This is a genomic window from Rhodococcus jostii RHA1 (assembly GCF_000014565.1).
Lineage (GTDB): Bacteria > Actinomycetota > Actinomycetes > Mycobacteriales > Mycobacteriaceae > Rhodococcus_F > Rhodococcus_F jostii_A.
Genome location: NC_008268.1, coordinates 2,887,384 through 2,900,224 on the forward strand (window position 1 = coordinate 2,887,384; position 12,841 = coordinate 2,900,224).

The following is a 12,841-nucleotide window of genomic DNA, read 5'->3' on the forward strand; positions in this document are numbered from 1 at the left end:
GGGAGGTCGACCCGAAGATCGTTCACGGCTCCGTCGCGTTCGTGTCGACGAGCACGGCTCCAGAGTGGACTGCACACTACTCAGCGTGGACGAGTGTTTGTTCGCAGGTGACGCCGACGCGGGTATACGTTCGCAAATTTAAGCGTCTCCTCGTGAGCGCAGTGGGATTCAGGAATGATTTGCCACAAACGCTCAATGAAGCGGGGCCTTGTCAGGCCGAAGTGAACGAGGATCTCTTCGTCGCTCGGGCCCCCGTATGGAGCCCACCTACTGGCGAACTCGATGAGGAACTCCGCGTCGGTGTCGCGATGCTTGCGGTCGACCTCGACCCATGCGGCATGTCGCCTCTGAAGCCATCGGCGATGCTCGTGTGAATTCATGGACGGAAACCATCTACTCGGGCCGCGGGAGGCCATTCAATTTATTTGGTCGCGCCCCCGCAAGGTGTGAAGGCAAGGGCCCCAACTAATTTCGAGCCGACGCACACGGCCGGCGCCGACGATCGGCTGGTCAAGACACCGCGGCGGACTGGCTCGGTCACGACGCCAGTCCGCCGCGGTGTTTCGGCGTCGCGAAGCTCGCGGTGTCAACCACCGCTCGATCATCTCGCCGATCCCGCCTGCTCGAAGTCAGGACGGGTCGGCCACGTGGATCATTCGCTTGCCGACATTGTTCCCGTTGAGAAGCCCGATGAGGCCTTCCGGCGCCTTCTCGAGTCCCTCGAGGGTGTCCTCGCGGACCTGCAAGGAGCCGTCGTCGAGCCACCCCTCCAGCACCTTCAGCCCCTCGTCCCACCGATCGGCAAAATCTGTCATCACCAGGAATCCGCGCATCGTGATGCTCTTGATGATCAGCACGCCGGGGACGCCGCGCGCACCGCGCACGGGAGAGGTGGTGTCGTACTGCGAGACGACGCCGCAGCAGACGACGCGTCCGCGGTACGCCATGGACCCGAGAACGGTGTCGAGCGTCGTGCCGCCGACGTTGTCGAAGAAGACGTCGATGCCGTCGGGACATGCTTCGCGCAGTGATTTCCGGAACGATTCGTCACGGTAGCTCACCGCCGCGTCGAATCCGAGCTCGGAGGTGAGCCACTTCTGCTTCTCGGGGCTCCCGCAGATGCCGACCACACGACACCCCTGCTTCTTCGCGATTTGACCGACGAGGGTGCCCGTTGCGCCGGCCGCCCCGGAGACCACGACGGTCTCCCCCGGCTTGGCCTCGCCGATGTCGAGCAGGCCGAAGTAGGCGGTCAGGCCGGTGATTCCCAAGACGCTGAGGTAGTTGGACAGCGGCCGGTTCGGAACGATCCGACGCAGAGTGTTCGGCTCGGCGATGACGTAGTCCTGCCATGCAAGATCACCGGCAACGATGTCGCCGACCGCGAAATCGTCGCAGCGACTCTCCACCACCTGGGCGAGCGAAAACCCGGGCATGGCATCGCCGACCTGGATCGCCGCACGATAGGTTGCCGCCTGGAACCACGCTCGTTGCGCCGCGTCCATGGAGATCCACAGCACCCGACACAACACCTGCCCGTCGCCCGCCTCGGGCCGGTCCGCGGTCTCGAACGAGAAGTGGGAGGTCTCCAGATGTTCTCTGGGCATGCCCGCGACGCGCCACGTCCGGTTCAACACACTCATGAGACGACGACCCCCGGGATACGCGGAAGGAAGGTTCGCAGTCCCTCGTAGTGCATGACTTTGAGCGTGTCGAGGTGCTCGACGACCTCGGTGATCTTGCCGTCACGCCCACGCACGAAGAGCACGTACTCGTTCTCGTAGGTCTCGTCGGTCGCCGAGACGGTCGAGCGGCACGTGAAGCGGGCCACGCTGTATTCGCCGTCACCGAATTCGTGATGGATGTCGACCTTGAAGCCCGCGGACTTGCTGTAGGCCGCAAGGGAAATCTTGTTGAACTTGATGACGGCGTCTTTGCCCTCATGGGTACCGCCGATCCGGCCCAAGGTGACAGGCAGTGTCCAGCTGATGTCGCCGGCATACAGCTGCTGCATCGCTTCGACATTGCCCAGCGCGCGCGCCAGGTCTCCTGCAAGCGTGCTCATGTAGTGCTCTCCTTCAGACGAGGCTGGATTCGCGACCGGCGAAGTACTCCTCGCGCAGGATGCGCTCGAACAAATTGCCGTTGTGCCACTTCTCGAACGATAGAGAACGATCACTTTCATGTCAAAGATCGGCGGCGTCGAGGGTGAACCGCTCCTTCATCGCCGGCGGGTTCGGCATAGCGGCTGGACCGGTCGACGACACCGAATACGGCGAGCACCGCGAGATCCAAGCGGACGCCGCGGCGGGGCTACACCGGCGCAGGTCTCGCCAACTTCGGTGACAGCCGTTCTCGAATCCTGCAGTTCAGCAACATGTGTCACGAAGGCTTGTCGAGGGGTTGCCGGTCGGCGCACCCGACCATTCGAAGGGCAAGTTCGACGTAGCGAGCCGCGATAATGCGTGGGTCGGAGTAGGTGTGGGAGGGGAACCACCTGCTGACGTCGATGCCGAGGGATGTGATTGCCAGCGCGGCGGCCTCGATGTCGAAGGGGTGAAAGTCGCCTGCCGTTGCGCCCGCTTCGATGATCCGCGTGAACACCTTCGTGGTGGACCGGCGGATGTCCGCAATGATGGCGAAGTGCTCGGGCGAGAGCGAGCGTAGTTCGTACTGCCCAACCCGGGCGCTGGCGCGGTTGTCGGCATGCCAGGTCACGTAGGCCGTCACGGTCGACATCAGCCGGTCGGGCGCCGCGATGTCGGGGAAATCAGCGGCGGTGATGGCCGCCAGTACCGAATGGTGGCCTTCGAGGCTGATGGCGTAGAGAAGGGATTCCTTGGTCTTGTAGTGCGGGTAGACCGCTCCTGGACTCATGTCGAGGCTGGCGGCGATCTCCCGGGTAGTGGTGGCGCCGTACCCCTTGGCGGCGAACACCTCGATGGCCGCGGCGCGTATCCGCGCAGCGGCTTTCGAGGTACCCAGCTCGGCGACCGCTCCGGTCAGTGATGCGTCCATCACACTGTTGCCTCTCGGTTGGCGGGGGTTGACAGGTCTCCTCCGACACAATCAGTATATGCAAGCGCATAGTAAATATGCGCATGCATATTTCCCGCTATCCGCCGTAGCTTTCCCATCACCGTCGCCAGACGACCCGCACCCAGGAGTTCCTCATGCCCGAGGCTGTCATCGTTTCCATCGCCCGTTCGCCGATCGGTCGCGCCATGAAGGGATCGCTCAAGGGCATGCGCCCGGACGACCTGGCCGCGCAGATGGTCCAGGCGGCACTGGACAAGGTGCCCGCACTCGACCCGACCGACGTCAACGACCTGCTCCTGGGCTGCGGTCTGCCCGGCGGGGAGCAGGGGTTCAACATGGGCCGCAACGTCGCGGTCCAGCTCGGCTACGACTTCATTCCCGGCACCACCATCACCCGGTACTGTTCGTCGTCGCTGCAGACCACCCGGATGGCGCTGCACGCGATCAAGGCCGGTGAGGGCGACGTCTTCATCTCCGCCGGTGTCGAGACCGTGTCCCGGTTCATCGCGGGCAGCTCCGACTCGCTGCCCGACACCCAGAACCCGCTGTACGCCGACGCCCAGACCCGCACCGAGAAGCTCGCGCAGGGCGGCCAGACCTGGGTCGACCCCCGCGAGGAGGGCCTGGTCCCGGACACCTACATCGCGATGGGCCAGACCGCGGAGAACGTCGCGCAGATCACCGGCATCACCCGCGAGGAGCAGGACCGCTGGGCGGTGCGCTCCCAGAACCGCGCCGAGGAGGCCATCAAGAACGGCTTCTTCGCACGGGAGATCACCCCGGTGACCCTGCCCGACGGCACCGTCGTGACGAAGGACGACGGCCCCCGCGCCGGCACCACCTACGAGGCCGTCAGCCAGCTCAAGCCGGTGTTCCGCCCGGATGGCACCGTCACCGCCGGTAACGCGTGCCCGCTCAACGACGGTGCCGCCGCCCTGGTGATCATGTCCGACATTAAGGCCAAGGAGCTGGGGTTGACCCCGCTGGCCCGGATCGTGTCCACCGGGGTGTCCGGGCTGTCGCCGGAGATCATGGGGTTGGGCCCGATCGAGGCCACCAAGCGGGCCCTGGCCATCGCCGGGATGGGTATCTCCGACATCGACCTGTTCGAGATCAACGAGGCGTTCGCGGTGCAGGTGATCGGGTCGGCGCGGGAGCTGAACATCGACGAGGACAAGCTCAACGTGTCCGGCGGCGCGATCGCCCTCGGTCACCCGTTCGGCATGACCGGTGCCCGCATCACCGCCACTTTGCTCAACAACCTGACCACCCACGACAAGCAGTTCGGTATCGAAACCATGTGCGTCGGAGGCGGACAGGGCATGGCCATGGTCCTCGAACGCCTCAGCTGACAACCAAGACAGGAAACCTCAATGGGCAACATCACGTACGACTTCACCGGTAAATCGGTCATCGTCACCGGCGCCGCCCGCGGCATCGGCCAGGCCCTGGCCCGCCACTTCGCCGAGGCCAAGGCGACAGTGTTCATGGTGGACTTCGACAAGGACGAACTCGACAAGGCCGCCCGTGAGGTCGGCGCCATCGGCATCCCCGCCGACGTCAGCGACACCGGTGACGTCGAGAACGTTGTCTCCACCGTGATCGCCGAGACCGGGCGGGTTGACATTCTGATCAACAATGCCGGGATCCTGCGCGACAAGGTGCTGTGGAAGCTGACCGACGAGGACTGGGACCAAGTCCTGAATGTCCACGCGGGCGGCACGTTTCGGTTCACCCGGGCCTGTGTTCCGCACTTCCGGAGCCAAGAATTCGGGCGGGTCGTCAACATCACCTCCTACACCGGGCTGCACGGCAACCGCGGGCAGGCCAACTACGCCACCGCGAAGGCCGGGATCATCGGGTTCACCAAGACTGCCGCGAAAGAGCTCGCTGCTTTCGGGGTCACCGTGAATGCGATCTCCCCGAACGCTGCGACCCGGATGACCGCCTCCATTCCGAAGGAGAAGATCGGCGAGGTCACCGGTCCGATCTCGCGGTTCGCCGACCCCGCCGAGATGGCCGACGCCATCTGCTTCCTCGCCTCCGAGGAAGCCGGCTACGTCACCGGCGTCGTCCTCCCGGTCGACGGCGGCATCTCCATCTGAGCGAGCTCACCTTTGAACGGAACTGATTCTCATGACTGATGTACTTTCTCGCCGCGATCTCGATTTCCTGCTCTACGAGTGGCTCGACGTCGTCGCGTTGACCTCGCGTAAACGCTTCGCCGAACATTCGAAGGACACCTTCGACGCGGTGCTCGACCTCAGTGCGGACCTCGCGCACAAGCATTTCGCCACCCATAACAAGAAGGCCGACGCGAACGAGCCGACCATGCGCCCGGACGGCACCGTCGAGATGATTCCGGAGGTCAAGACGGCGCTCGACGCTTACGCGGCGGCCGGTTTGATCGCCGGGTCATTCGACGAGAGCGTCGGCGGGATGCAACTGCCCACCACGGTGGCGCGGGCGGCGATGGCCTGGTTTCAAGCGGCTAACGTCAGCACCTCGGGCTATCCGTTCCTGACGATCGCCAACGCGAATTTGCTCGCCGAGTACGGCACCGAGCAGCAGATCGACGACTACGTCCGTCCGATGCTCGAGGGCCGCTGGTTCGGCACCATGTGCTTGTCCGAGCCGCAGGCCGGATCATCGTTGGCGGACATCACCACCCGCGCGGTGCCGCAGGACGACGGCAGCTACCGGGTCACCGGAACCAAGATGTGGATCTCCGGTGGCGATCATGAACTCACCGAGAACATCGTGCACCTGGTGCTGGCCAAGACCCCGGGTGGTGGCCCGGGCGTCAAGGGCATCTCGCTGTTCATCGTGCCCAAATATCTCCCCGGCGCCGACGGCGGCCTCGGCGAGCGCAACGACGTCACCTTGGTGGGCCTCAACCACAAGATGGGCAACCGCGGCACCACCAACACCCTGCTCGCCTTCGGTGACGGTACCCACACCCCCGCAGGCGATGCCGGGGCAGTCGGCTTCCTGGTCGGCGAGGAACACCGCGGCCTGTCCTACATGTTCCACATGATGAACGAAGCCCGGATCGGTGTCGGGTTCGTCGCGATCGCCCTCGGCTACGTGGGATACCGCAAGTCGCTCGACTACGCGAGGGTGCGGACCCAGGGCCGCCCTCTCGGCGCCAAGGACCCCGCCGCCCCACCGGTTCCGATCATCGATCACGCCGATGTCCGCCGCATGCTGTTGGCACAGAAGTCTTATGTCGAGGGCGCGCTCGTGCTCGGCCTCTACTGCTCCCGGCTGGTCGACGAACAGGACACTGCGCTCGACGCGGCCACCGGCGACCAGGCGACGTTGCTTCTCGACGTGCTGACCCCGATCGCGAAGAGCTGGCCCTCGCAATGGTGCCTCGAAGCGAACAGCCTCGCGATCCAGGTCCACGGCGGATACGGCTACACCCGCGACTACGACGTCGAACAGTACTACCGCGACAACCGATTGAACCCGATCCACGAAGGCACGCACGGGATCCAGGGTCTGGATCTGCTGGGCCGCAAGGTCACCATGCAAGACGGTGCCGGGCTGAGGTTACTCGGATCGAAGATCGCCGCGACCGTCGCGCGGGCTCGGTCCCTCGGTGGCGACGCCACCGGCTACGCCGACACCCTCGACACCGTCTGGAACCGGATCGTCGACATCACCGCCGCCTTGTGGGCGGCCGGTGACGCGACGACCGCGTTGGCGAACTCATCGGTCTATTTGGAAGCGTTCGGACACACCGTCATCGCGTGGATGTGGCTCGAACAGCTCATCGCCACCGAGGGTAAGAATGGTGACTTCTACGACGGAAAGCGCCACGCCGCCCGCTACTTTTACACCCACGAGGTGCCCAAGGTCGGCCCGCAACTCGATCTCTTGGCCAGCGGAGACCGGACAACTCTCGACATGAACCCCAGCTGGTTCTGACCCAGGAGGCATCACACATGAGTGTGCTCGACAAATTCCGCCTCGACGGCCGCGTCGCCATCGTCACCGGCGCCTCGTCCGGTCTCGGTGTGGCCTTCGCCAAGGCCCTCGCCGAGGCCGGCGCGGACATCGTCCTCGCGGCGCGGCGCGTCGACAAACTCGGCGACACAGCCGCACTGGTCCGTGCCACCGGCCGACGGGCCCTGCCCGTGGCCACCGACATCGCTGATCCGGATCAGTGCGCCGCCCTGGTCGACGCGGCAATGACCGAGTTCGGCCGCGTCGACGTTCTCGTCAACAACGCCGGCGTCGCCAGCGCCCACCCCGCCACCCGCGAAACCCCCGACCAGTTCCGCTCGGTGGTCGACATCAACCTGGGCGGCTCCTACTGGACCGCCCAGGCGTGCGGGAAGGTCATGCAACCCGGCAGTTCCATCGTCAACATTTCCAGCGTCCTCGGGCTCACCACCGCCGGTCTGCCCCAGGCCGCCTACAGCGCCAGCAAAGCCGCAATCATCGGTCTGACCCGAGATCTCGCCCAACAATGGGGCACCCGCATGGGAATTCGCGTCAACGCGCTCGCGCCTGGCTTCTTCGCCTCCGAGATGACCGACCAGTATCACGACGGCTACCTCGACAGCCTCGCGTCACGGATGGTGCTCGGGCGCACCGGCGATGCCGCCGAACTCGCCGCCACCCTTGTCTGGCTCGCCTCCGACGCCGCCGGCTACGTCACCGGACAAACCCTCGCCGTCGATGGCGGCATCACCATCACCTGACCGCACCACGCCCCGCAAGCCCATCGCGTCGAAAGTAGCCACCATGCCCACCACCACCACCGTCGACGGGTTGAAGAGCCTCGTCGGCACCACACTGAACCCCAGTGACTGGTTCGAGATCACCCAAGACCGAATCGCCACCTTCGCCGACGCCACCGACGATCACCAATGGATCCACGTCGACCCGGAACGGGCCAGCACGGAAAGCCCGTTCCGGCGTACCATCGCCCACGGTTACCTCACCCTGTCATTGCTCAGCGTCATGTTCGCACAGGTTCTCGACGTTCAGGGCACGTCCCTGGCGGTGAACTACGGCCTGAACAAGGTCCGGTTTCCCGCCCCGGTCCCCGCGGGATCGAAGGTCCGGCTCAACGCCGAGATAATTTCGGCCGAGGACATCAGCGGCGGGGTCCAGATCGTGGTCGCCGCCACCGTCGAATGCAGCGCCACCGACAAACCCGTCTGCGTCGCCGAACCACTCTACCGATACCACCGTTAATCCCGGATCGGGAATCAACGTCGCGCTGCTCGTCGGATTGGCGTTGTCGATCGCAGCGAGCGCGAACTTTCCGGCTCTCAGGTCAGTACATCTAGCGCTCAATCTGGGGTGGAAACGCTTCAACACCCTCGGCGCCGTGACCGGAATCGACACCGGACCGGCCTGGTCACCACCGTCACCCTGATCATCCTCTGCCCTCAGGTGTGGCCGGGCGACGCGGACAATGCCCCCGTCCCGCTGACCTTCCCGGTGCTGGTATCGATCCCAGTCGGATTCCTGGGCTGCTGGATCGGGACCATTATCGGCAAACCCGACCCCAGTCAGGGCAACGCCTTCACCAAACTGCGAGTGCGCTCCCAGGTCGGGCTCGGTGCGGAAGAATCCCCACCCGCCCGAATCCCCACCCGTCCGCAACTCGTGCGGACCGACATGACAGGAGAAATGGAATGAGCGCTGAGGCGGTCGATGTACGCGAAACCCCTACCGTGGCAGACTTCACGGTGCACCGCACGGCTACCACACGGTGGTCCGACAACGACATGTACGGCCACCTGAACAATGCCGTGTACTACCAACTCTTCGATGCAGCGATCAACGGCTGGATCATCGAGCACACCGGCCTCAACCCGGTCGCGGCTCCGGCCTTAGGCGTCGTCGCCGAGTCCGGATGCCGGTATTTCGAGCAGCTGCAGTTCCCTCAGGCCCTGGCGGTAGGAATCCGTGTCGCCAGGCTGGGCCGCACCAGCGTCACCTATGACCTCGGACTCTTTCCTACTGGGCTGCCCGAGACGGCGGCGGTCGCCGCGCGGGGGCGGTGGGTGCACGTCTATGTCGACCGTGACACCCGGCGCCCGGTGCCGATCCCTGACGGGCTGCGGCGGCTGTTCGAATCGGCCACCGGATAGCCGCGGCGATCCCAGGGATGGTTCGCCACCGACGCGAAATCTGGAAACCGACACGGAACCGTGGAACCTACAACCGCAACTGTAGGTTTTCGCCGATCTTGTCAGTCGCACGCCGCACTGACCTGCGACGTTACAAAGCCTTGCCACCAAGGGATTCTCACTAGATTGTCAGAATCCTCGAACAGTCCGGAGACGACCAGGTCGCTGAACTGAGGGTGACGCCGAAAGCTTGTGGCCTACTGACACCAAACTCAGAAACTGACACAGCTCGCGAAAACCTACAGGCAACGCCGGATTCGGCGACAAACCGACTGCCTCCGTGTCCCTCATGGTTTGTGCGCACTGGGGCACGATAATTTCAGTTATTGCAACGTTTCCGGCAATCATCTTTCGGCGGGCAACCGCTGCAGCTCGGTGCACCCGTCGTCGAGAATGGCGAACAAGTCGGCGAGCAGCTGGTCGGCCTCGTCTTCGATCCCGTCAAGGATGTCGGTGACGTCCTCGAGCTGGCTGTGGGCGGTACGACCGCGCGGATAGCGTCTACGTAGATCTCATAATGTCTGCCACTGGTGTGGCGTGTGTCGGAGATGTACGTGTGTCACGGCTACCCGCATCACCGTGCGGTGGTGCGGGTTTGACCGTGTCCCACACCGACGCTCGAGGTGCAGGAACATGCTGTTTCGGAGTCACCCCAACCGTCGCGTTGCACGCGGCCCGATCATCACGAAGCGATGGTCTACATCGCCATGATCGCGACCACGTCGCGCCGGCTCGCCCGGGCGTCGTAACCCGTACCCGAGTTTCAGATGCACTCTGAGGGATGTTGGCGTCGAATCGAATCCATGCGGGCGAGGTCTAACTCCCCCGTATACGAGTCGAGATCTCGCTCAACTGCTGTTTGGGCGGATTCGGGCCCGTCCGGGGGTGCCGGTAGTTAGGTGCAACTTCATCCAGATCCACGCCCCGTTGGGGGACAACGTTAGAGTCGGGCTTGTTTCGCCGGGCCTGACGAACCATCCGGCTTGCTCGGGGTTCGTCGGATTCTTATCCGCCTTTCGGAATAAAAGACTCGCGAGAAGGCGGCGAAAATGGCCAAAGTAGTCTCGAGGATCTACATCTGAGGAGCGCCTGTCATCGAGGACGGACGTGAAGGGCCTCGCCATTCATTTCGTCCTGGGTTGTCACGACGTGCGGGAATCATGGTTCTACTCACTGGATTTTCGCCGGTTCTGTCTTATCGGTTTTCGCTTCCATCAGAAGTCGGGCGGTTCATGTTCGAGCTGAGATTGGACGGATTTTTCGTTTGTGGTCATAGGATGCGGCGGGCCTTCATTTCGGGAAAGACGTCCGCGATGCGCACGACGTCACCCGTGGTGGGGCGTGGATCATCTGTCCGTTGCCGATGTAGATGGCGACGTGCCCGGGACCTTCGGACTGCCAGTTGCCGAACAGCAGGTCGCCCGGCCGGGCCTGGTCCATCGGAATCTCCTGCCCGATGGTCCACTGGGTCTCGGACGTGCGGGGCAGGGTGATGCCGGTGGCGGCGTGGACCGCGAACGACGTCAGTCCCGAGCAGTCGAAGCCGCCACCCGACGGACCGTCGACGTTGCCGCCGCCCCATACGTAGGGCGCGCCGAGGTAGCGGATCGCCGATTCGACCACCCGCCCGCCGACGCCGTCGGCCAGGGGTAGTCCGATGAGCGGCGCGAGCAGTTCGGCGAAGGACGGCTCGCTGCCCCGGATCTTCGCCACATACGGTTTGGTCTGGTTCTCATAGTCCGGGCTGCCGGAGGGCATTCCACCGGACCGCAGTACGGCACCGGCGCCGGCGTTGTACGCCGCGATGGTGAGGTCGAGTGTGTTCCCCGAAACTCTGCCCTGACGTTTCCAGGCGTCGATCTGTTCGTACGTATCGCACAGCAGATGTCCCGACGCCATCACGGGGTCGGCGATGCCGAGCACGTCGGCCTTGCCGTCGTCATCGGCGTCCTTGCCGTAGATCGCCCAGGTGCCGGGCATGAACTGGCCCGGTCCGAGTGCGCCGGACGGGGACACCGGCGCGGTGGGCCCGTACCGGAATCCGTTCTCCGCCGCGTACAGCGCCGCCAGTGTCGCGGGCTTGATTCCGTCGCAGATCGCTCCGGCCTTGCGCAGCCAGGGGGCGAACAGTGCGATCGCGCCGACCGGGGCGAGCGACGCGCGGGGAAACGTGGCCGGAATCGGTTGCAGCACAGTGCTGGTGCCGACCGAAGGCGCGTCGTCGTAGACGGGTGGACTGGACAGGAACACCGATGCTGGTGGCACCGGTTCCGGCACCGACTGTGGAGCGACCGGCTCAGGGGGTGTCTGCGGCCCGGGTTCGGGTGCAGGCGGCGCCAGGGCGCCGGCCGGCAGGTGCGGTTCCAGCACCGCCGCCGCGGCGGCGGTGACGTCGTCCACCGCCTGCTGCGCCGGTACGCGCACCGGTTCGGGCAGTGCCGCGATCACGTCGGACACCTGCTGGTCGACGGCCGGCGCCGGGTACGACTCGAGAATCTGCGTCGCCTGATCCTCGACCTCCGGTGGCGCGTCCATACCTTGGACGAACGCACCGGCCGCCGCGACCACGGCGACGATCAGGGTCGACGGATCAACGGACATCGCCTACCGCTTCCAGCGGAGCGGTGGATTCGTCGTAGAACCCGTAACCGGAAGTCTCGTCGAGGCTTTCCTGGATGGCGATCTGGGCGTTCTCGGGCAGGGTGTGCATGATGTGCCGGACGCGTTCCTGCCGGCGGGCGACGGCCTGCCGGAACGACATCGCCGGCGTCGCCTTCATCTGCGGGACGATGCCCTCGACGTCGTCGACACCACCCGCATGATGGCCAGCGTCGACCATGGCCTGTTCGGCGGCCATGGTGGCTTCGTCTTTTTCTTCGGACATGCCGATCGGGCCGATCATGGTGCCGTTCAGGAACTGCTTGACCACCGGCTGCTCCGAGGTGAGCAGCACCTCCCGCGGACCGAACATCACCAGATGACGACGGAAGAGCATGCCGATGTTGTCCGGCACCGTCCGCGCGAGATTGATGTTGTGCGAGACGATCAGAATGGTCGCGTCGATCTCGGCGTTGATGTCGATCAACGTCTGCGAGATGTAGGTGGTGCGAACCGGATCCAGACCCGAGTCCGGCTCGTCCACGAGGATGATCTGCGGGTCCAGCACCAGGGCGCGGGCCAAACCGGCCCGCTTGCGCATTCCACCGGAGATCTCACCCGGCAGCTTGTCCTCGGCCCCGAGCAGGCCGACGAGTTCCATCTTCTCCATCACGATCTTGCGGATCTCGGACTCGGACTTCTTGGTGTGCTCGCGCAGCGGGAACGCCACGTTGTCGTAGAGGTTCATCGAGCCGAACAGGGCGCCGTCCTGGAACAGCACACCGAACAGCTTGCGGATCTCGTAGAGCTCCTTGCTGGAGCACTCGAGAATGTTGGTGCCGTCGATCACGATCGAGCCCTGCTCGGGGCGGAGCAGACCGATCAGCGACTTCAGAAACACCGACTTACCGGTGCCCGACGGCCCCAGCAACGCGCTGACCTCACCGGCGGGAAGGGTCAACGTGACGTCCTGCCAGATCCTCTGCGAGCCGAACGACTTGGTCAGTCCCTCGACGGATACCTCGACACCCATGGGTTCCTCGTTCCTG

General features: G+C 64.7%; 12 protein-coding genes and 2 pseudogenes. 8 read left to right on the forward strand and 6 right to left on the reverse strand.

What is annotated here, in order from left to right:
- Positions 1-152: 152 nt before the first annotated feature.
- On the forward strand, positions 153-374 hold the full coding sequence (locus RHA1_RS53230) for a hypothetical protein (protein ID WP_167540937.1): 222 nt from the start codon (positions 153-155) through the stop codon (positions 372-374).
- A gap of 255 nt (positions 375-629) precedes the next feature.
- Here the strand turns inward: RHA1_RS53230 and RHA1_RS13305 are convergent, their stop codons facing one another.
- The 3 genes from RHA1_RS13305 to RHA1_RS13315 all read right to left on the reverse strand — a co-directional run bounded on the left by RHA1_RS13305 (position 630) and on the right by RHA1_RS13315 (position 3,018).
- On the reverse strand, positions 630-1,643 hold the full coding sequence (locus tag RHA1_RS13305; protein WP_011595431.1) for an NADP-dependent oxidoreductase: 1,014 nt from the start codon (positions 1,641-1,643) through the stop codon (positions 630-632).
- Positions 1,640-2,065: a nuclear transport factor 2 family protein gene (locus tag RHA1_RS13310; RefSeq protein ID WP_011595432.1), complete on the reverse strand. Its 426-nt coding sequence runs from the start codon at positions 2,063-2,065 to the stop codon at positions 1,640-1,642. Before RHA1_RS13310 ends, RHA1_RS13305 begins: the two co-directional genes overlap by 4 nt.
- Before the next feature lie 317 nt (positions 2,066-2,382).
- Complete coding sequence (locus RHA1_RS13315; RefSeq protein ID WP_011595433.1) at positions 2,383-3,018, reverse strand: TetR/AcrR family transcriptional regulator; 636 nt, start codon at positions 3,016-3,018, stop codon at positions 2,383-2,385.
- 155 nt (positions 3,019-3,173) lie between these two features.
- Here RHA1_RS13315 and RHA1_RS13320 point away from each other — a divergent pair, with 155 nt between their 5' ends.
- From RHA1_RS13320 to RHA1_RS13350, 7 genes are all read left to right on the forward strand, one after another.
- The gene (locus tag RHA1_RS13320) at positions 3,174-4,391 is read left to right on the forward strand and encodes an acetyl-CoA C-acetyltransferase (RefSeq protein WP_011595434.1); all 1,218 of its coding nucleotides are present in this window, start codon (positions 3,174-3,176) and stop codon (positions 4,389-4,391) included.
- A 21-nt stretch (positions 4,392-4,412) separates the two neighbouring features.
- Positions 4,413-5,144: an SDR family NAD(P)-dependent oxidoreductase gene (locus RHA1_RS13325; protein ID WP_011595435.1), complete on the forward strand. Its 732-nt coding sequence runs from the start codon at positions 4,413-4,415 to the stop codon at positions 5,142-5,144.
- A gap of 31 nt (positions 5,145-5,175) precedes the next feature.
- Complete coding sequence (locus tag RHA1_RS13330) at positions 5,176-6,972, forward strand: acyl-CoA dehydrogenase (RefSeq protein WP_011595436.1); 1,797 nt, start codon at positions 5,176-5,178, stop codon at positions 6,970-6,972.
- 17 nt (positions 6,973-6,989) lie between these two features.
- Positions 6,990-7,751, forward strand: coding sequence for an SDR family NAD(P)-dependent oxidoreductase (locus RHA1_RS13335; RefSeq protein ID WP_011595437.1), 762 nt, complete (start codon positions 6,990-6,992; stop codon positions 7,749-7,751).
- A gap of 43 nt (positions 7,752-7,794) precedes the next feature.
- Entirely contained in the window at positions 7,795-8,250 is a 456-nt protein-coding gene (locus tag RHA1_RS13340; protein WP_011595438.1) for a MaoC family dehydratase, read from the forward strand.
- 108 nt (positions 8,251-8,358) lie between these two features.
- The gene (locus RHA1_RS13345; RefSeq protein WP_011595439.1) at positions 8,359-8,700 is read left to right on the forward strand and encodes a Na+ dependent symporter protein; all 342 of its coding nucleotides are present in this window, start codon (positions 8,359-8,361) and stop codon (positions 8,698-8,700) included.
- Positions 8,697-9,155, forward strand: coding sequence for an acyl-CoA thioesterase (locus tag RHA1_RS13350; RefSeq protein WP_011595440.1), 459 nt, complete (start codon positions 8,697-8,699; stop codon positions 9,153-9,155). The genes RHA1_RS13345 and RHA1_RS13350 overlap by 4 nt, the downstream gene beginning before the upstream one ends.
- 540 nt (positions 9,156-9,695) lie before the next feature.
- On the opposite strand, the pseudogene RHA1_RS53565 reads toward RHA1_RS13350, so the two are convergent.
- From RHA1_RS53565 to RHA1_RS13365, 3 genes and pseudogenes are all read right to left on the reverse strand, one after another.
- A pseudogene (locus RHA1_RS53565) lies at positions 9,696-9,851 on the reverse strand (zinc ribbon domain-containing protein); the annotation flags it as partial.
- A 613-nt stretch (positions 9,852-10,464) separates the two neighbouring features.
- Positions 10,465-11,795: pseudogene (locus RHA1_RS13360) on the reverse strand (C40 family peptidase).
- Positions 11,785-12,825, reverse strand: coding sequence for an ABC transporter ATP-binding protein (locus tag RHA1_RS13365; RefSeq protein WP_011595444.1), 1,041 nt, complete (start codon positions 12,823-12,825; stop codon positions 11,785-11,787). The pseudogene RHA1_RS13360 and the gene RHA1_RS13365 overlap by 11 nt, the downstream one beginning before the upstream one ends.
- Positions 12,826-12,841 lie beyond the last annotated feature (16 nt).